The sequence below is a fragment of the Streptomyces sp. FH025 genome (genome assembly GCF_017427025.1).
In the GTDB taxonomy this organism is placed as follows: Bacteria; Actinomycetota; Actinomycetes; order Streptomycetales; family Streptomycetaceae; genus Kitasatospora.
Map to the genome: position 1 here is coordinate 1 of NZ_JAFLNG010000086.1, position 17,549 is coordinate 17,549.

Sequence of the window (17,549 nt, forward strand, 5' to 3'; positions counted from 1 at the left end):
CCCGCTGCGGACGGGGTCAGGACGGCTGGCGGTCGGAGCCCAGTTCGCGGGAGATCCGCAGGCCGACCTGGGCGACCACCGGGCCGAGGGCGCGTACCCGGGCGGCGGTCATCCGGGAGGTGAGGCCGGAGACGGACAGGGCGGCCGTCACCTCGCCGGCGTGGTCGAAGATCGGCGCGGCCACGCAGCGGACCTCGGGTTCGTTCTCCCGGTCGTCGATCGAGTAGCCGCGGGCGCGGATCCGGGCGAGGTCGGCGCGCAGCCGGGTCTCGTCGGAGATGGTCCAGGCGGTGACCGGGCGCAGGCCGGCCGCGACGACTTCCGTGACGGCCTCCTCCGGCAGCCAGGCGAGGATCGCCTTTCCGGTGGCGGTGCAGTAGGCGGGCGCCCGGCTCCCGACCCGGGAGGCCATCCGGACGTTGGTCTCGTCCTCGACCTTGTCCAGGTAGACGATCCCGGGTGTCTGCCAGACGGTCAGGTGCACGGTCTCGCCGGCCTCGCGCTGGAGGCGGCGCAGGTGTTCGGCGGCGACGCTGCGCAGGTCGAGGGTGGTCAGGTAGGCCTGGCCCAGGCGGAGCGAGCCGTGGCCGAGCCGGAACCAGCCGGTCTCACGGTCCCGGTCGAGCAGGTGCTCGTCGAGCAGTGGGCCGGCCAGCCGCAGCACGGTGCTCTTGTTGAGGCCGAGCCCCTCGGCGAGCTGGGCGAGCGGGACGCCGCGTCGGTCGCTGTGGTCGCGGACGTAGCCGAGGACGGCGAGTGCGCGGCGCAGCGAGGAGGACTGGTTGCGTTCGGTCGCGGGCTTCTTGGGCGACGTCTCCGTCATGGGTCCGTTCCCTGGGGTCGTTCTGCCGATGTTCCCCCGCGCGACGGCGGCGGTTGTCAGAACGTACCCGTTCGAGCCCGGATCGCCGCATCTTCGATACAACGTTGTGCAGTGCAAAACTTCGTGAACCGCCTCTTGTTGGGGTCGATCGCCCACGCCTAACGTCCCTGCCATCGAGCAGGCGGCGTCGCCACCCGAAGAGCCGCGCTCTGCCGTACCCCCACCACTCACCCACCATCGGCCCCGGTCAGGGCCTGCTTCGACGCACCCGTCCCCAGCGGCGCGCGTCTCGGCGGCAGCTGTCGGGAGGGGAGGTTTCCACCCATGCGACTCATCAGACGGAGTGCCGCGGCCGCCGTGCTCACCGCCGCCTGCCTCACCGCCGCCACCGCCTGCGCCCCGGGCACCGCCGCGCCGGCGGCCGACAAGGCCGGCGACGACCGGACCGGCACCCTGCAGGTGTGGCTGTTCAACGAGGCGGGCAACGCGGCCAAGGAGGCCGTGATCACCAAGGCCGTCGACGAGTTCCAGGCCTCCCACCAGGGCGTCACCGTCAAGGTCAGCTACATCGACACGGACGCCTCGGCCCGCGCCGCCAAGATGAAGGGCGCCTTCAACGACCCCAACAGTGCTCCCGACCTGGTCGAGTTCGGCAACACCGACCTGCCCGGCTACGTCGCGGCCGGCGGCCTCGCCGAGATCGGCCCGGAGCTGGAGAAGTGGAAGGACAAGGGCGACCTCGACCCGGTGATCGCCCAGACCACCATGGTGGACGGCAAGACGTACGGCGTGCCCTGGTGGGTCGCGGTGCGCGCGCTGTACTACCGCACCGACCTGTTCACCGAGGCCGGGCTCAACCCGCCGACCTCGTACGCCGAACTCGTCGCCGCCACGCAGAAGCTCCACGCCGCGAACCCGGACACCTTCGGCATCGCGGTCGGCGGCAAGTACACCTTCGGTGCGCTGCCCTTCGTCTGGGACGCGGGCGGCGACATCGCCACCAAGGACGGCGCCAAGTTCAAGGCGGCCATCGACTCGCCCGCCTCGCAGGCCGGGATCAAGCGCTACACCGACCTGTTCGGCCCGGACGGCTGCCCGGCCCAGCAGTGTGCGGACCTGACGGGCGGCAAGACCGTCGACCTGTTCGCGGCGGGCAAGTCCGCCATGGCGATCCTGCCGAACTCCAGCCGCAGCAAGGTGGACGCGGGCGCGGTCAAGGGCAAGTACGGCGTGGTTCCGCTGCCCGGGGAGAAGGCCGGCTCGATCGCCCCCGCCTTCGCCGGCGGCAACAACTTCGGTGTGATGAAGGCGGCGAAGCACCGCACGCTCGCCGTCGAGTTCGCCGAGCTGCTGGCGAGCCCGGCCTACCAGGAGCAGATGTACGACGCGATGGGCAATCTGCCGACGCTGAAGTCGGTGAGCGGCAAGGTCGCGGCCAAGGACGCCTTCCTGAAGCCGTTCACGGACACCATCGCGGCGGGCACCAAGTTCGTGCCGCTGGACCAGGGATGGGCGCAGATCGACGCCCAGTCGGTGATCCCGACGATGTTGCAGCAGGTCGTCACCGGCAAGGCGGACGTGGCCAAGGCCTCGGCCGACGCCGCCGCGCAGATCAACTCCGCGTTCGCGGCGCGCTGACGGTCCCACCACCGGTTCGTCACAGAGAGCAGGTCCCGCACGTGTCCGTATCCACCACGACCGCCCCGTCGGCGCCGCCTTCCCCGCAGAGGCGCCGTGGGGGCAAGGCGCCGGCCGCACCCCCGGGCGGCCGGCGCCGCCGGCCCCCGCTGCTGCTGCTCCTGCCGGCCGCGGTCATCCTGATCCCGCTGGTCGCCTACCCGATCTACCAGCTCGGGCTGCTGTCCGTGCTGGACTTCGGTCAGGCGCAGGCCTCCGGCGGCGCCCCGACCTCCTTCGTCGGCTTCGGCAACTACTCGAAGATCCTGGAGGACGGCCAGTTCTGGACGGTGCTCTCGCAGACCGTCGGCTTCGCCGCGTTCTGCGTGGTCGCCACCCTGGCCGTCGGCGCGACCCTCGCGGTGCTGCTGACCAGGGTCGGCCGCTGGCCCCGGCTGCTGCTGACCACGGCGGCGATGGCGGCCTGGGCCGCGCCCGCGATGACCGGGTCGACGGTGTGGAGCTTCCTGTTCGACACCAACCTCGGCCTGGTCAACCACACCCTGGAGAAGCTCGGACTCAGCGGCTTCCACGAGTTCAACTGGTTCTACGACAAGTGGACGGCCTTCCTGATCGTCGGCGCCGTGGTGGTGTGGCACTCCTTCCCCTTCGTGATGGTCACCCTCTACGCGGGGATCCGCGCCATCCCGGAGGAGATCCTGGAGGCCGCCGCCCTGGACGGCGCCAACACCTGGACCACCTTCCGCCGGATCACCGCGCCGATGCTGCGGCCGATCCTGACCATCGTGGTGATCCAGTCGGTGATCTGGGACTTCAAGGTCTTCACCCAGATCTACGTGATGACCCAGGGCGGCGGCATCGCCGGCCAGAACCTCGTGCTCAACGTGTACGCGTACCAGAAGGCGTTCGCCTCCTCGCAGTACGGGCTGGGCGCGGCGATCGGCGTCATCATGCTGCTGATCCTGGTGATCCCGACGGTCCTGTACATCCGCACCCTGCGACGGACGGGGAACGAACTGTGAGCACGGCGAACCCCCTTGCCGCCAAGCGGCCCCGGAACACCCGCGGCCGGTGGCGCCTCGCCGCCAACACCGGCGCGATCGTGGTGGCCGTGGTCACCGCCTTCCCGATCTTCTGGATGGTGCTCTCGGCCTTCAAGCCCAAGGGCGAGGTGCAGTCGCTGGACCCGAAGCCGTGGACGGCCCACCCCACGCTGGAGAGCTTCCGTCAGGTGCTCAGCGTGGACGGCTTCGGCCGGTACTTCGTGAACAGCCTGGTGGTCGCGCTGTCGGTGGTGGCCCTCTCGGCGGTCGTGGTGTTCCTGGCGGCGGTCGCCGTGACCCGGTTCAGGTTCCGGTTCCGCACCACGATCATGGTGATGTTCCTGATCGCCCAGATGATCCCGGTCGAGGCGCTGACCATCCCGCTGTTCTTCATGTTCCGCGACGCGGGGCAGGCCGTCCCCGGCATCGGGCTGAACACGCTGGCCTCGCTGGTCCTGGTGCAGCTGGCGTTCTCACTGCCGTTCGGGATCTGGATGATGCGGGGCTTCGTCGCCGCCGTGCCGGTCTCGATCGAGGAGGCCGCGCAGATCGACGGCGCCAGCCGGACCCGCATCCTGTGGCGGATCCTGCTGCCGCTGGTGGCCCCGGGCCTGGCCGCGACCAGCGTGTTCTCCTTCATCGCGGCGTGGAACGACTTCGTCTTCGCCAAGACCTTCATCATCAGCGCCACCGAGAACCAGACGCTGCCCTCGGCCCTGCTGGTGTTCTTCAAGCCGGACGAGAACGACTGGGGCGGGATCATGGCGGCGTCCACCCTGATGACCGTGCCGGTGCTCATCTTCTTCATCGCGGTGCAGCGCAAGCTGGTCTCCGGGCTGGCGGGCGCGGTGAAGGACTGACGGGATCCACCCGAGGCCGGTCCCACCCGAGGCCGGACCCGCCCGAGCGGGCCCACCCGGCTCAGGCCGCCGCGGCGGACTCGGCGGGCGGGACGGCGACCAGCACGAACTCCGCGCCGGCGTCGTCCCGGACGAGGGCCGAGCGACCGAAGGGCGTCGGCCCGGGGCCGGTGAGGACGGCGCCGCCGAGGGCGGGCAGTCGGGCGGCGGCGCGGTCGGTGTCGGCGGTCCCGAAGTGGGCGTGCCAGCTCGCGCCTGAACCGGACGGGGCGGACCGGCCGGACGGGCCGATGGAGCAGGCGGGCAGGCCGGCGACCCGGGCGAGGGTGTGACCCGCGCGCGGGCGGTCGTAGGTGTAGCCGAGGACGCGGCGGTAGAAGGCGCGGGCGGCGTCCGGGTCGGGGGAGAGGTGCTCGTTCCAGGTGAGGGCGCCCGGCTCGTTGACCAGCCCGGCGCCGTCGATCGTGCCGCCCCGCCAGAGGCCGAAGACCGCGCCGAGCGGGTCGACGGCGAGCGCGGCGCGGCCCTGCTCGGGCAGCTCGTACGGCTCGCGGGCGATCCGGCCGCCGCAGGCCCGGACGAGTGCGGCGGTGCGGCGCAGATCGGCGCAGGCGAGGTAGGTGGTCCAGACCGCTGACGCGGTGGCCGTCGCGGTGGTGATCGCCGCGACCTGGGCGCCGAACCGGGTGGCGACCGCCTCGCCCGGCCCGGTCGGGACGAATCCCCACCCGAACAGTTCGCCGTAGAACCGCTGCGCCCGCGGGACGTCCGGGGTCGTCAGGACGACCCAGCACGGGACGCCCTCCCGGTACCTGCCCGCCTTCGGCATGCCGCCCTCCTGGTGTCGGCGGCCTCGTTCGTGCGGCCCCACTCGTGCGGCCCCATTCGTCAGCCTCCGCGCCCGGCCGGTGCGGGGCAAGCGGGGGCGGGGGCTCAGGCCACCCCGCGCGGGCGGAACTGGACGCTGATCCGCGGGCCCACCGGGCGGGCCGTCTTCGGGATCGCGTGCTCCCAGGTGCGCTGGCAGGAGCCGCCCATCACCACCAGGTCGCCGTGGCCGAGCGGTCTGCGGACGACCGGACCGCCGCCGAACCGCGGCCGCAGCGCCAGGACGCGCGGCTCGCCCACGGACAGGATCGCCACCATGGTGTCCTCGCGGGCGCCTCGCCCGATCCGGTCGCCGTGCCAGGCCACGCTGTCCCGGCCGTCCCGGTAGTAGCAGAGGCCGAGGGTGCGGAACGGCTCGCCCAGCTCGCGCGCGTAGTGCCGGCTCAGCGCCGTGCGGGCCTCGCCGAGGACCGGGTGTGGCGGCTCGGCGTCCGCCGGGTAGGAGGCGAGCAGGCGCGGTACGTCGACGGTCCGTTCGTACATCTCACGCCGTTCGGCCCGCCAGGGCACAGTCGTGGCCAACTGTTCGAACAGCCGGTCCGCTCCGTGCAGCCAGCCGGGCAGCACGTCCAGCCAGGCGCCGTCGCCGAGCACCGATCGCCGGAGGCCGTCCAGCGGGCCGAGGCGGATCTCCGCGGCGTCGGCGTCGTCGAACAGCGAGGGCTGGAGGTGGACGGTGCCGCTCATGGGGTCAGCGTACGCCCTTGTTCGAACATTTGCTCGAATCAAAGGTTCGGAGGTGCTGACCTGCGGGTATAGCGATCAACTGATGCAAGGTGATATTCAGTGAATGCCTTCGATTTGCAGGCTCGCGCGAGGTGGTGGCAGCATAATCGCAGTCACTGAAAGTGCTTGGCATCGGAAAGCGAAGGATCATGTCGGACGTCGCGCGCGTCATCGTCGGAGTGAGCGGTTCACTGCACAGCCTGACCGCCCTGCACCGGGCGGCGGAGGAGGCCCGGGCCCGGCAGGCCGTCCTGGTCCCGGTGCTCGCCTGGACCCCGGCCGGCGGCGAGCGCAACTACCGCGCCCGCCCCTGCCCGCCGCTGCTGCGCGCCTGGCAGGAGGCCGCCGAGGGCCGACTGGAGCGCGCGCTGGAGCAGGCCTTCGGCGGCCTGCCGATCGGCGTGCCGGTGCAGCCGCTGGTGATGCGCGGCGAGCCGGGGCGGGTGCTGACCGAGCTGGCCGACCGGCCGGGCGACCTGCTGGTGATCAGCACCGGGCGGCACGGCGGCGTGCGCGGCCGGGTGCGCCGAGTGCTGCGCGGCTCGGTCAGTCGCCACTGCCTGGACCGCGCGGGCTGCGGTGTGCTCGCCGTCCCGCCGTCCACCCTCCAGGAGGACCTGCGCGCGCTGCACCGCGGTATCGACCTGCGGGAGCTCATCGCGGCCTGACGGGCCCAAAGGGGCTGACGGACCGTCAGCTCAGGTGCACCGTACGGCCGCCGACCACCGTGCGCACCGGTCGCAGCTCTCGCAGCGCGTCCGCCGGGCAGCTCAGCGGGTCCACCGGCCACAGCGTGAGGTCGGCCAGGGATCCGGGGCGCAGGCTGCCGCGCTCGGAGCCCTCGCCGGTCAGCCGGGCGGCGTTCACGGTGTGCAGGGCGACGGCCTCGGCCCGCTCGATCGCGTGCTCCGGGCCGACCACCCCGGCCGTGGTGCCGCGGGTCGTCATGCCCCACACCGAGACCATCGCGCCGTACGGGCCGACCGGGAAGTCCGAGCCCGCGCTGAGCTGCGCGCCCTCGTCCAGCCACTCGCGCAGCGGGAACAGCGCCGCCGTGCGCTCCTCGCCCCAGGCCCGCTGCTGGGTGAGCGCGCCGTCGTGCAGCAGCGGGTGCTGCACGGTCACCGGGACGCCGAGCGCGACCGCCCGGGCCCGCTGTTCGGCCCGGGCCAGCCCGCCGTGCTCGACCACCAGCGTGCCGGAGGGCAGGTCGGGGCGGTGCTTCAGCACCTGCTCGAAGACGTCCAGCAGCACCCGCAGCCCGCGGTCGCCCCAGGCGTGCACGCCGACCCGCCAGCCGCGCTCGACCACCCGGTCCACCGCGGCGAGCAGCTCCGTCGGCTCCCAGAGCAGCCGCCCGTGGTAGCAGGGCTGCCCCTGGTAGGGCTCCTCCAGCGCGCCCGCCTCGAAGCCGCCGTCGATGCCGAACTTGACGCCCCACAGCCGTAGTCGATCGTCGTCCCGGCCGTTCGCGCGCCACTCGTCCATCCGGTCCAGCAGCGCGTCCACCTGCTCGGCCGTGCGGGCCGCGAAGCCGGAGACCAGCACCCGGACCCGTACGGCGAGCGCGCCCCCGGCCCGGGCCGCGTCCAGTACGTCGAGGTCCTCGACCGGGACGAGGCAGTCGCGGACGGTGCCGATCCCGGTCGCGGCGTAGTCGGCGGAGGCGGCCCGCAGGCCCTCGATCCGCTCGGCGAGGCTCGGGCGCGGCAGTACCCGTTCGACCAGCTCGACCGCCCGGTTGATCAGCCGGCCGGTCAGCCGCCCCCGCGCGTCGCGCTCGATCACCCCGCCGGGCGGGGCCTCGGTGGCCTCGGTGATCCCGGCGAGCCGCAGCGCGGCCGAGTTGAGCACCACGTTGTACGCGCCGCGGCGCACCATCACCGGGTGGTCGGCGGTCGCGCCGTCCAGCTCCTCGGTGGTGGGCATCCGCTGCTCGGCCAGCAGGACCTCCTGCCAGTTGACCGTGGTGAGGATCCACTGCCCGGCGGGGGTGCGGGCGGCGCGCTCGCGGATCAGGTCGAGGAAGCCGGCGAGGTCGCGGGCCCGGTGGACCGGGACGCCGTGGACGCTGTGCGCGGCCAGGATCAGATGGGTGTGGGTGTCGTCGAAGGCCGGCAGCACGGTCGCGGACGGGGCGTCCACCACCTCGGTGCCCGGCCCGACCAGGGCGTCCAGGCCGTCGGGCTCGGGGGAGAGGGCGATGATCCGGCCACCGGTGACGGCGACCGCCCGCTGCGGCGGCTCGCCGTCGACCAGGGTGTGCACGGCGGCGGCGCGGATCAGCAGGTCGGCCGGTCGGCCGGCCGGTTCGTCGGTCATGGGAGCTCCTGGTGGTGGGACAGTCCGGTGACCTTCTCGACATACCGCAGGCTGGGCTCGGCGAGCCGCGCGTGCAACTCGGTGAAGACCGCGCGGGCCGGGACGGCGTTCCAGTCGGCGGGCAGCAGCGGCTCGGGCAGCCCCGGATCGAGGTACGGCAGCCGGCGCCATTGGGTGAGCATCGGCACGTAGTCGCGGAAGGCTTCGACCGGGTCGATCCGCTCCTTTCCGCGCAGCTCCTCGGCGACCGGGCCCCAGGTGTCGGTGAAGGCCGCGTACTGCGCCTCGATCGCCGGGAGGTCCCACCAGGCGGCCACCGCCGTGCGGAGTTCGGCGAAGCCGACGTACTCGGCGGAGAGGAAGAGGTGCACGTAGGCGCTCAGCCCCAGGCGCTCCAGCAGGTGCCGCGCGTCCGGCAGCAGCCGGGCGGGGGCCAGCCAGACTCCGGGGGCGGCGTTGCCGAAGCCGAGCCAGCTGAGCCGGGAGCGCAGCTGGTGGCGGTGGGCGCGTTCGGACTCGGGCACCGAGAACACCGCGACCACCCAGCCGTCGGCGAGTTCGGCGGGCTCCAGGCTGTGGAAGATCCGGCGGTCGCCCTCCTCGAACACCGGCTTCATCGCCGGGGCCAGCCGGTAGCCGGTGCCCGTACGGCGTTCCTGGAGCAGCGTGCCGGCCTTCTTCAGCCGGGACGTCGCAGAGCGGACGGCCGGGCCGTCGACGTCCAGCTCCGCCATCAGCGCTATCAGGTCGGCGATCGATATCCACCCGCCGAGGCGGCGGACGAACTCGCCGTAGACGGTGTGGATGAGGGAGCTGGGCCGGGGCGTGCTCTCCGACATGCGTGGGGACACACGTGGGGACATGCGCGGGCCCTCCTCCCCCGACGGCTGGTGGTGATCATATCCATGGATACGCGCGTGCCGTCAGGCCTCCGCGAAGGCGCCGGACAGCAGGTGCCCGGCACCGGGGGCGAAGGCGGGCAGGCCGAGTGCCCGCAGCAGCTGGTGGGCGGTGCAGACGGCGGCCGAGACCACCGGCTTGCCGAGCTGCTGCTCGGCCGCCTCGACGACGGACAGCGAGGGGAGTTGCACGCAGGCCGAGAGCACCACGGCGTCGGCGTCGGCGTACGCGAGGCCGCGGGCGATCGCGGGCAGCGCGGCCGGGTCGTGGGCGGCCACGTCGAGGTTGTCGGCGATCTCCAGGGCGGCGTGGTCGAGCACCTCGATGCCCTCGTGGGCGAGGTAGTCGACCACCGTCCGGGCCAGCGGCCGCAGGTACGGGGTGACCATCGCGACCTTCTTGGCGCCGAGCGTGCGCAGACCGGTGACCAGGGCTCCGGCGCTGGTCACCACCGGGGCCGGTGCGCCGTTCTCCACCGTGCGGCGGTGCAGCCGCCGCTCGGCCTCGCGGTGGTAGCCGGGGCCGGTGGCCATCACGGCGACCAGGCAGGCGTAGCCGAGCACGTCGACCCGGGCGTCCGAGAGCTCGGCGGCGCAGCGGTCCGACTCGGCGTCCATGGCGCGCAGTTGCTCGGGGGTGACCCTGGTCATCCGCATCCGGCTGGAGTGGAAGGTGAACCGTTCGGGGGCGACCGCCTCGCGGGCCCGCAGCAGGGCGGGCACCTCGGTCTCCATGGTGACGTTGGAGCTCGGGACGATCTGGCCGATCCGGTACGTGGTCATCGGGGACGGGCTCCTCTCGACTGGTGTCTGTCGGGCGGCGTGCGGCAGGCGTCGATCAGCGGGCGTCGATCACGGGGTTGGCGAGTGTGCCGATCCTCTCGATGGTGGCCTCGACCAGGTCGCCGGGCTGCAGGAACTGCGGCGGGACCATCCCGGCGCCCACCCCAGAGGGCGAGCCGGTGGCGATCACGTCCCCGGCCTCCAGGGTGACCCCGGAGGAGATGTCGGCGATCAGCCGGGCGATGCCGAACAGCATGTGCCGGGTGTTGGAGTCCTGCCGCAGCTCGCCGTTGACGCGCAGCGAGAGGTCGAGCCGCTGGGGGTCGGGGATCTCGTCGGCCGTCACCACGACCGGGCCGAAGGGGGCGTAGCTGTCCTGGCCCTTGGAGAAGAACCACTGCCCGGAGCGGCGCTGGTCGCGGGCGCTGATGTCGTTGACGATGCTGTAGCCGAACACGTGCCGCCAGGCGTCCGCCTCGGCGACCCGGAAGGCGGGTTCGCCGATCACCACCGCGAGTTCGCACTCCCAGTCGAGCTGCTTGGTGAGGTCCGCGTTGTGCAGGATCGGCTGGCCGGGGCCGGTGACGGCGGTGGTCGGCTTGCTGAACAGGACGGGGCGGTCCGGGAGTTCGCGCTCGGTGTCGAGACTGCGGTGCGATTCGGCCACGTGCTCCACGTAGTTGAGGCCGACGCCGACGATCTTGCCGGGGCGCAGCGGGGCGCACAGTGTGACCTCGGCGAGGGGCCTGGTGTCCCGTGCCCCGGCGAGCAGTTCGCGGGCGGTGGCCAGGGCCGGTTCTCCGGATCGGATCAACCCCAGGAGGTCGGCGGGGAGTTCGGCTCCGGAGCCGGTGGCGAGCGCGGTCAGGTCGGCGACCCGGTCCCCGTCGAGCAGGGCGCCGAGGCGGGCGGTGTCGTCGTCGCCGGTGGCGCGGTAGGTCAGCAGACGCATGGTGGTGGGGCTCCTGGTCAGGCGGTGGTGGGCTGGTGTCCGTCGTGCTCCGGGTGGGCCTCCTCGCGGTAGAGGCCGAGCGAGTGCATCACCGGGAAGTCGTTGAAGGAGAACAGGCAGGCGTCCTCGCCCTGGTCGAGGTTCGCGTGCTCGTGCCAGGCCCAGGACGGGACGACGAAGATGTCGCCCTGCCGCCACTCGAAGCGCTGCCCGGCGATCACCGAGACGCCGTGCCCCTTGGCGGCCGTGTAGACCACCGAGCCCGTGTGCCGGTGGGCGCGAGTGGCCTGGCCCGGGCGCAGCAGTTGCAGGTGGGCGCCCATGGTGGGCATGACCGGGCCGCCGGTGACCGGGTTGGTGTACTCCATGATCACGCCGTCGTAGGGCGATCCTTCGGTGGCGCGGGCGAGTCGGCACAGCGCGTGGTAGCTGGGCTCCCAGGGCCAGCCGAGCAGCGGGGAGTACGGCCGGGTCCACTTCTCGACGCCGTACGGGAGCAGGTTGCCGCCGTAGCTGAGCAGGGAGGGGTTCACCACCGGTCCGGGCCGCTGGTACAGCTCCGGGTGGACCTCGTAGAAGTTGGCGTCGAGGGTGTTGACCAGCGGGATGTCCAGGCCGTCCTGCCAGATGACGGGGTGGTCGTCGCCCTCGTTGCCGTGCTCGTGCCAGGTGTTGTTGGGGGTGATCGCGAAGTCGCGCGGGCCGACCTTGAGCTTCTGCCCGTCGACGATGGTCCAGGCGCCGGTGCCCTCGTGGACGAAGCGCAGCGCGGAGGCCTGGTGGCGGTGTGCGGTCATCGCCTCGCCCGGGCCCATGATCTGCAGCCCGGTGTACAGCAGGCCGACGGCGGCGCTGAGTTCGCGGCGGCCGGGGTTGACCAGCATCACCACCCGGCGGCCCGCGTCGTCGGCCTTCACCAGGGGCAGCGCCTTGCGGACCAGCGGGCGCAGGTCGGCGTAGCGCCAGAGCACCGGGACGGACTTCGGCTGCGGGTACCAGGGCTCGATCTCGTTCGCCACCGTCCACAGCGCGCCGGCCTCGTGTGCGGCCAACTCATCGTAGTAGGCGAGCAGTTCTGGACTGTCGGTGACCCTCGCACGGCCGATCCGATCGTCGTCGTGGTTGGTCATGCCTGCTCCTCGGGGAACTCCAGGGGCCGCAGCGGACGGTCGTCCACGTGCAGCCGGAACACGTCGAAGCGGTTGTAGTGGCCGATGATGTCGTGCATCTGCTTGGGCTGGATGCAGCGGCCGAGGTCGATCTCGGCGTAGACGATGCCCTCCTCGTCCACCAGCGGTTCGGTGACCGCCCGGCCGTCCGGGCCGAAGACGCCGGAGAGCGCGTTGCGGGGGCGGGCGAGCAGTTCGCGGACCTGCCGGTCCCCGCCCGCGATCAGGTCCACGATCTCGGGCGAGACGGTGGAGCAGGAGACCACCGTGAACAGCTTGCCCTCGAAGCAGTGAGCGGCGGCGCGCAGGGCGATCGCCTCCGCCATGTCGTAGTCCTCGGGGGCCACCGGAAGGGCGATGTAGGCGGCGGCGTGGACGAGTTCGCCCTGGGCCAGCAGGGTGAAGCGGGCCAGGGTGTTGGTGTTCTCGCCGCAGGCGAGCGCGCCGAGCGGGCCGACGGCCGTCCGGTGGACCTTCAGCGAGCTGCCGTCGCCGGGCGTCCAGGTCAGTTTCTCGGCCCAGGTCGGTACCAACTTGCGGTGCGTGCCGAGCAGTTTGCCGTCGGAGCCGATGATCAGCAGGGTGTTGTACAGCGCCCCGAGGCTGTGCCGACCGCGTTCGTTGACGCCGATCACCAGCACCACCCCCGCCTGCCGGGCGGCGGCGCGCAGGGTGTCCACGTACGGCCCGGGAACGTCCACGGCTGCGCGGTACAGCCGCTCGTACCAGGGGGAGCCCTGCACCGGGGTCATCGTCCAGTTCCAGTACGGGTAGCCGGGGACGAAGACCTCGGGGAAGACCACCAGTTGGGCGCCGTGGCCGGCGGCCTCGTGGATCAGCGCGACGGCCTTGTCCACGGTGGCGGCCGGGTCCAGGTAGACGGGCGCGGCCTGGACGGCGGCGGCGGTGAAGCGGGGCAGGTCCATGGGGGGCTCCTCACTCCTCGACGCGGGCCGGCCGCCAGCGGCGGTGGACGGGCGGGGCGGGCTCGCGCAGCAGGTGCAGGCGCGGGGCGACCCGGTCGGCGCCCGGGCCCGGCGGCCGACGGCTGCCCGCGCGCCACGGCTCGGGCCAGCGGGCGCCCGGGCCGGTGTAGCCCTGCTCGGCGGCGGCGTGCAGGGTCCAGAGCGGGTCGTACAGCTGGGCCCGGCCGATCGCGACCAGGTCGGCCCGGCCGGCCAGCAGTACGGAGTTGGCGTCGTCGTGGCCGGAGATCGCGCCGACCGCGATGGTCGGCAGCCCGGTGGCGGTGCGGACCAGCTCCGCGAGGGGCGTCTGGTAGCCGCGCCCGTACGGCGGCCGCTGGTGCGCCACCACCTCGCCGGTGGAGACGTCCACCGCGTCCGCCCCGGCGTCGGCGAGCGCCCGGCAGATCGCCACCGCGTCGGCCTCGGTGGTGCCGCCCGGGGCCCAGTCGGAGGCGGAGATCCGGACCAGCAGCGGCCGGCCGGCGGGCCAGACGGCGCGCACCGCCGACAGCACCTCCAGCGGCAGCCGCAGCCGGTGGGGGAGTGGGCCGCCGTAGCGGTCGGTGCGGTGGTTGGTCAGCGGGGACAGGAAGGAGGAGAGCAGGTGCCCGTGGCCGAACTGGAGCTCCAGGGCGTCGAAGCCGGCCCGGGCGGCGCGTTCCGCCGAGGCGGCGAAGTCGGCGGTGACGGCCGCGAGTTGGACATCATTGGCCTCGTGCGGGGTCGGGCTGTCGCCGTCCCAGGGGATCGGCGAGGGGGCGAGCAGCGGCCAGCCCTCGGCGAGCGGGCGGCTGATGCCGTCCGGCCCGGGGGGCGTGGTCGCGGCCCGGCGCCCGGCGTGGGTGAGCTGGATGCCCACCGGGGTGTCGCTCACCGCCCTCAGGGAGGTCAGGAGTTCGGCCCAGGCGGCCTCCTGGTGGTCGGTCCACAGGCCGGGGCAGCGGTCGGTGGCCCGGCCCTCGGGGCTGACGGCCGTCATCCCGGCGATCACCAGGGCGGCGCCGCCGAGCGCGTGCCCGGTCAGCTGGGCCCGGTCGAAGGCGCTGGGCAGCGCGTCGGGGGAGGTGAAGGTGGCCAGCGGGGGCACCATCACGCGGTTGCGCAGCTCCAGCGCGCCCAGTTTCAGCGGGCGGAACATCGGCGGCACCCCGGGGGAGCCGCCGGTGGCCGTGTCCACCGCGTCCACGAAGGCGGCGTCGCGGGCGCGCAGGTTGCCGTAGGTGACCCGGCGGCTGCGGGTGAGCAGGTTGAAGGCGAACCGGTCGATGCCCTGCCCGGTGCGGCGGCCGATCGTCTCGAACCACTCCAGGCTGGCCTGCGCGGCCCGCTGGGTGGATTCCACGACGGGCCGCCGTTCGGCCTCGTAGGCGGTCAACGCCGCGTCCAGGTTGGGCTGTTCGCTCAGGGCGGCGGCCAGCGCGAGCGCGTCCTCCAGGGCCAGTTTGGTTCCCGAGCCGATCGAGAAGTGCGCGGAGTGCGCGGCGTCGCCGAGCAGCACGAGGTTGCGGTGGCGCCAATTCGCGTTGCGCACCGTGGTGAAGCGGATCCAGCGGGAGGCGTTGGGGATCAGCCGGTGGCCGTCCAGATGCCCGGCGAGCAGCTCCGCGCAGCGCCGCACGCTCTCCGTGTCGCTCTCGCCGCGCGCCAACTCCCGGCCCGCGTGGGCCCCGAAGCCCGAGCGGCGCCAGGCGTCCTCGGCGATCTCGACGATGAAGGTCGAGCGGGTGGCGCTGTACGGGTAGGCGTGCACCTGGAGGACGCCGAAGTCGAACTCCTCGACGATGAAGGTGAAGGCCTCGAAGACCCGGTCGGTGGCGAGCCAGATGTAGCGGCAGTGCCGCACGTCCAGCTCGGTGCGGAAGGCGTCCGGGTACGCCGCCCGGGTGGCCGAGTGGATGCCGTCGGCGGCCACCACCAGGTCGTACTCGGCGGTGAGCCGCTCGACGGGCGGTGCCGGCGTGCGGTAGCGGACGTCCACCGCCAGCTCGGCGCAGCGCTGTTGCAGGATGGCGCGCAGCCGGTTGCGGTCGAGGGCGGCGAAGCCGTGGCCGCCGCTGGTGCGGACCTGCCCGGCGTAGCGGATGTCGATGTCGCTCCAGCGGGCGAACTCGGCGCTGATCGCGGCGAAGACCTTCGGGTCGGCCTGGGCGATGCCGTCCAGCGTCTCGTCGGAGAAGACCACGCCGAAGCCGAACTCGTCCTCCCGGCCGTCGCGTTCGAAGACGGTGATCTCCCGCTGCGGGTCCAACCGCTTGGCGAGGGCGGCGAAGTAGAGCCCGCCCGGACCTGCGCCGATCACGGCGATGCGCTGCGTTGGCTGTGTGGGCTGTGTCATGACAGCACCTCCGACCGCTGCGGTCCGGCCTCCGTCAGCGCTCGGCGCACCGGCTCTGGCCAGGGCTCGGCGCCCTCGGCCCGTGGTGCGGCGTTCACCACCGACATCCGGCCGCTGGCGGCCAGGCCCTGCGGCCCGTGCACCTCGAAGGCGTAGTGCAGCGAGGAGCCGCCGACCCGGACCACCCGCAGTTCGGTGCGGACGACGTCCCCGAACCAGAGCCGCTCCCGGTAGTCGGCCTCGAAGTGCACCCGGGGGATCCGCCCGAACAGCTCGGCCAGTCCGAGCCTGCGCAGCAGCGTGGCCTCGGCCGCCTCGGCCCAGCGCTGCACGGCGGAGAAGTGGTAGTGCCCGGCCGCGTCGGTGTCGGACCATTCGACCCGGCGCTCTATCGCCACGCTGGCGGGGGTCAGGGCGGCCCTCCTGCGGAGTTCGGCGCGGAGCAGCTTGCCGGTCGCGGTGCGCGGCAGCTCGGGCACGAACTCGACGGCGCGCGGGTACTTGTACGGCGCGATGGTGCGTTTGACGTGCTCCTGGAGCGCCTTGACCGTCTCCGGTCCGGCCGGGTTGCCCGGGTGCAGCACCACGTACGCCGTGACCACCGTGCCGCGCCGGGCGTCGGGCGCGCCGACCACGGCGCAGTCGGCCACGGCGGGGTGGGCGGCGAGCGCCTGCTCGACCTCGGGCCCGGCGATGTTGTAGCCGGCCGAGACGATCATGTCGTCGTTGCGTGCCTGGTACCAGAAGTAGCCGTCCCGGTCGCGGACGTAGGTGTCGCCGGTGAGGTTCCAGCCGTCGCGGACGTAGTCGCCCTGACGGACGTCGTCCAGGTAGCGGCAGCCGGTCGGGCCCTTGACGGCGAGCAGCCCGGGCTCGCCGTCCGGCACGGGATCGCCGTGCTCGTCCAGGATCGCGGCGCGGTAGCCGGGGACGGCCCGGCCGGTGGAGCCGGGGCGGATGTCCTGGTCGGCGGCGGAGATGAACACGTGCAGCAGCTCGGTGGCACCGAGGCCGTCGATCAGCCGCTGCCCGGTGGCCGCGTGGAAGGCCTCCCAGACGGCGGCGGGCAGCGGTTCGCCGGCCGAGACGCAGCGCCGTAGGCCGATCAGCCGGTCGGCGAGGCCGGCGGCCAGGATCGCCCGGTAGGCGGTAGGGGCGGTGAACAGCACGCTCACGTCGTGCCGGCGGACCTGCTCGGCCAGCTGCTCGGGGGTGGCCTGCTCCAGCAGCAGGCTGGCGGCGCCGGCCCGCAGCGGGAAGACCAGTAGACCGCCGAGGCCGAAGGTGAAGCCGAGCGGCGGGGTCCCGGCGAAGAGGTCGTCGGGGGTGGGGCGCAGTAGGTGGCGGGAGAAGGTGTCGGCGTTGGCGAGCACGTCGCGGTGGAAGTGCAGGGTGGCCTTCGGGCGTCCGGTGGTCCCGGAGGTGAAGGCGATCAGGGCGACGTCGTCGGCGGCGGTCGGGACGGCGGTGAAGTCGGCGCGCCGGGTGGCGCAGCGGACGGTCAGGTCCTCGGGGTCGGTGCCGCCGAAGGGGAGGACGCGCAGGTCGGGCGCGCCCGCCCGGGTGAGCTCGGCGAGGAAGCGGTGGTCGCAGAGGGCGACGGCGGGCCGGGCGATCTTGACGAGCTCGGTCAGCTCGGCCGCGCGCAGCAGCGGCACGGTGGTGACCACGACCAGGCCGGCCTTCAGGACGCCGAGCCAACAGGCCGCCATCCAGGGCGTGTTGGGTCCGCGCAGCAGGACCCGGTTTCCGGTGACCAGGCCCAGGTCCTCGGTCAGCAGTCGGGCGATCCGGTCGGCGTGGTCACGGAGTTCGCCGTAGGACCACCGCTCGGTGGGGGTGAGCAGGCAGCGGCGGTCCGGGCCGAACCGGGCGATGGTGTCGTCGAGCAGGGCGGAGGCGCAGTTCAGTCGGTCCGGATATGTCAACTCCGGTAGTTCGAAGAGGAGTTCGGGCCACTGATCGAAGGGTGGGAGATGGTCGCGACAGAACGTGTCCACGTGCGCTGAGGGGGATAGCTCCATGGGCGGGCACCTCATCGTGCGAGCGGGAGTGAAGCCAGTATGGCGTGCCCGTGACGCCAGTCAAGAGAGCGATACATGCATTCGGACTACGGGGACGGGCGGGCAGGAAGAACGCCCCG

General features: G+C 73.0%; 15 protein-coding genes and 1 pseudogene. 4 read left to right on the forward strand and 12 right to left on the reverse strand.

Annotation, left to right across the window (positions count from 1 at the left end):
• Positions 1-16: 16 nt before the first annotated feature.
• Positions 17-823 carry an IclR family transcriptional regulator gene (locus J0670_RS09340; RefSeq protein WP_207810984.1) on the reverse strand — a complete coding sequence of 269 codons (807 nt, stop codon included), beginning with the start codon at positions 821-823 and terminating at the stop codon, positions 17-19.
• A gap of 324 nt (positions 824-1,147) precedes the next feature.
• Here J0670_RS09340 and J0670_RS09345 point away from each other — a divergent pair, with 324 nt between their 5' ends.
• The 3 genes from J0670_RS09345 to J0670_RS09355 are packed head-to-tail and all read left to right on the forward strand — an operon-like array spanning position 1,148 to position 4,364.
• Entirely contained in the window at positions 1,148-2,461 is a 1,314-nt protein-coding gene (locus J0670_RS09345; protein WP_207810985.1) for an extracellular solute-binding protein, read from the forward strand.
• A gap of 41 nt (positions 2,462-2,502) precedes the next feature.
• The gene (locus J0670_RS09350) at positions 2,503-3,483 is read left to right on the forward strand and encodes a carbohydrate ABC transporter permease (protein ID WP_207810986.1); all 981 of its coding nucleotides are present in this window, start codon (positions 2,503-2,505) and stop codon (positions 3,481-3,483) included.
• Entirely contained in the window at positions 3,480-4,364 is an 885-nt protein-coding gene (locus J0670_RS09355) for a carbohydrate ABC transporter permease (RefSeq protein WP_307806454.1), read from the forward strand. The genes J0670_RS09350 and J0670_RS09355 overlap by 4 nt, the downstream gene beginning before the upstream one ends.
• A 61-nt stretch (positions 4,365-4,425) precedes the next feature.
• On the opposite strand, the gene J0670_RS09360 is transcribed toward J0670_RS09355, so the two are convergent.
• A complete protein-coding gene (locus J0670_RS09360; RefSeq protein WP_207810987.1) occupies positions 4,426-5,193 on the reverse strand; it encodes a VOC family protein in 768 nt (255 codons plus the stop codon).
• A gap of 104 nt (positions 5,194-5,297) precedes the next feature.
• Positions 5,298-5,939: an alpha-ketoglutarate-dependent dioxygenase AlkB gene (locus tag J0670_RS09365; protein ID WP_207810988.1), complete on the reverse strand. Its 642-nt coding sequence runs from the start codon at positions 5,937-5,939 to the stop codon at positions 5,298-5,300.
• A gap of 188 nt (positions 5,940-6,127) precedes the next feature.
• Here J0670_RS09365 and J0670_RS09370 point away from each other — a divergent pair, with 188 nt between their 5' ends.
• Positions 6,128-6,646: a universal stress protein gene (locus tag J0670_RS09370; RefSeq protein ID WP_207810989.1), complete on the forward strand. Its 519-nt coding sequence runs from the start codon at positions 6,128-6,130 to the stop codon at positions 6,644-6,646.
• Positions 6,647-6,671: 25 nt separating this feature from the next.
• Here the strand turns inward: J0670_RS09370 and J0670_RS09375 are convergent, their stop codons facing one another.
• The 9 genes and pseudogenes from J0670_RS09375 to J0670_RS09410 all read right to left on the reverse strand — a co-directional run.
• A complete protein-coding gene (locus tag J0670_RS09375) occupies positions 6,672-8,300 on the reverse strand; it encodes an amidohydrolase (protein WP_207810990.1) in 1,629 nt (542 codons plus the stop codon).
• Positions 8,297-9,163, reverse strand: a complete 867-nt coding sequence (locus J0670_RS09380) for a PaaX family transcriptional regulator C-terminal domain-containing protein (protein ID WP_243436766.1) — start codon at positions 9,161-9,163, stop codon at positions 8,297-8,299. The genes J0670_RS09375 and J0670_RS09380 overlap by 4 nt, the downstream gene beginning before the upstream one ends.
• Positions 9,164-9,223: 60 nt before the next feature.
• On the reverse strand, positions 9,224-9,982 hold the full coding sequence (locus J0670_RS09385) for an Asp/Glu racemase (RefSeq protein WP_279382971.1): 759 nt from the start codon (positions 9,980-9,982) through the stop codon (positions 9,224-9,226).
• Between the two features lie 55 nt (positions 9,983-10,037).
• Positions 10,038-10,934: a fumarylacetoacetate hydrolase family protein gene (locus tag J0670_RS09390; RefSeq protein WP_207810991.1), complete on the reverse strand. Its 897-nt coding sequence runs from the start codon at positions 10,932-10,934 to the stop codon at positions 10,038-10,040.
• A gap of 17 nt (positions 10,935-10,951) precedes the next feature.
• Positions 10,952-12,064: a cupin domain-containing protein gene (locus J0670_RS09395; RefSeq protein ID WP_207810992.1), complete on the reverse strand. Its 1,113-nt coding sequence runs from the start codon at positions 12,062-12,064 to the stop codon at positions 10,952-10,954.
• The gene (locus J0670_RS09400; protein WP_207810993.1) at positions 12,061-13,029 is read right to left on the reverse strand and encodes a carbon-nitrogen hydrolase family protein; all 969 of its coding nucleotides are present in this window, start codon (positions 13,027-13,029) and stop codon (positions 12,061-12,063) included. The genes J0670_RS09395 and J0670_RS09400 overlap by 4 nt, the downstream gene beginning before the upstream one ends.
• 10 nt (positions 13,030-13,039) lie before the next feature.
• Entirely contained in the window at positions 13,040-15,406 is a 2,367-nt protein-coding gene (locus J0670_RS09405; RefSeq protein ID WP_207810994.1) for an FAD-dependent monooxygenase, read from the reverse strand.
• Positions 15,403-15,804 (reverse strand): thioesterase family protein, encoded by a 402-nt coding sequence (locus J0670_RS39055; RefSeq protein ID WP_307806455.1) that lies wholly within the window; start codon positions 15,802-15,804, stop codon positions 15,403-15,405. The genes J0670_RS09405 and J0670_RS39055 overlap by 4 nt, the downstream gene beginning before the upstream one ends.
• Before the next feature lie 15 nt (positions 15,805-15,819).
• Positions 15,820-17,430 (reverse strand): annotated as a pseudogene (locus J0670_RS09410) (AMP-binding protein); the annotation flags it as partial.
• Between the last annotated feature and the right edge of the window lie 119 nt (positions 17,431-17,549).

Bases quoted from the DNA above. Each gene is read 5' to 3' on its own strand.
- J0670_RS09380 (WP_243436766.1), bottom strand. From the start codon at position 9,163: ATGTCCCCACGTGTGTCCCCACGCATGTCGGAGAGCACGCCCCGGCCC.
- J0670_RS09365 (WP_207810988.1), bottom strand. From the start codon at position 5,939: ATGAGCGGCACCGTCCACCTCCAGCCCTCGCTGTTCGACGACGCCGAC.
- J0670_RS09400 (WP_207810993.1), bottom strand. From the start codon at position 13,029: ATGGACCTGCCCCGCTTCACCGCCGCCGCCGTCCAGGCCGCGCCCGTC.
- J0670_RS09360 (WP_207810987.1), bottom strand. From the start codon at position 5,193: ATGCCGAAGGCGGGCAGGTACCGGGAGGGCGTCCCGTGCTGGGTCGTC.
- J0670_RS09345 (WP_207810985.1), top strand. From the start codon at position 1,148: ATGCGACTCATCAGACGGAGTGCCGCGGCCGCCGTGCTCACCGCCGCC.
- J0670_RS09370 (WP_207810989.1), top strand. From the start codon at position 6,128: ATGTCGGACGTCGCGCGCGTCATCGTCGGAGTGAGCGGTTCACTGCAC.
- J0670_RS09375 (WP_207810990.1), bottom strand. From the start codon at position 8,300: ATGACCGACGAACCGGCCGGCCGACCGGCCGACCTGCTGATCCGCGCC.
- J0670_RS09340 (WP_207810984.1), bottom strand. From the start codon at position 823: ATGACGGAGACGTCGCCCAAGAAGCCCGCGACCGAACGCAACCAGTCC.
- J0670_RS09395 (WP_207810992.1), bottom strand. From the start codon at position 12,064: ATGACCAACCACGACGACGATCGGATCGGCCGTGCGAGGGTCACCGAC.
- J0670_RS09385 (WP_279382971.1), bottom strand. From the start codon at position 9,982: ATGACCACGTACCGGATCGGCCAGATCGTCCCGAGCTCCAACGTCACC.
- J0670_RS09390 (WP_207810991.1), bottom strand. From the start codon at position 10,934: ATGCGTCTGCTGACCTACCGCGCCACCGGCGACGACGACACCGCCCGC.
- J0670_RS09405 (WP_207810994.1), bottom strand. From the start codon at position 15,406: ATGACACAGCCCACACAGCCAACGCAGCGCATCGCCGTGATCGGCGCA.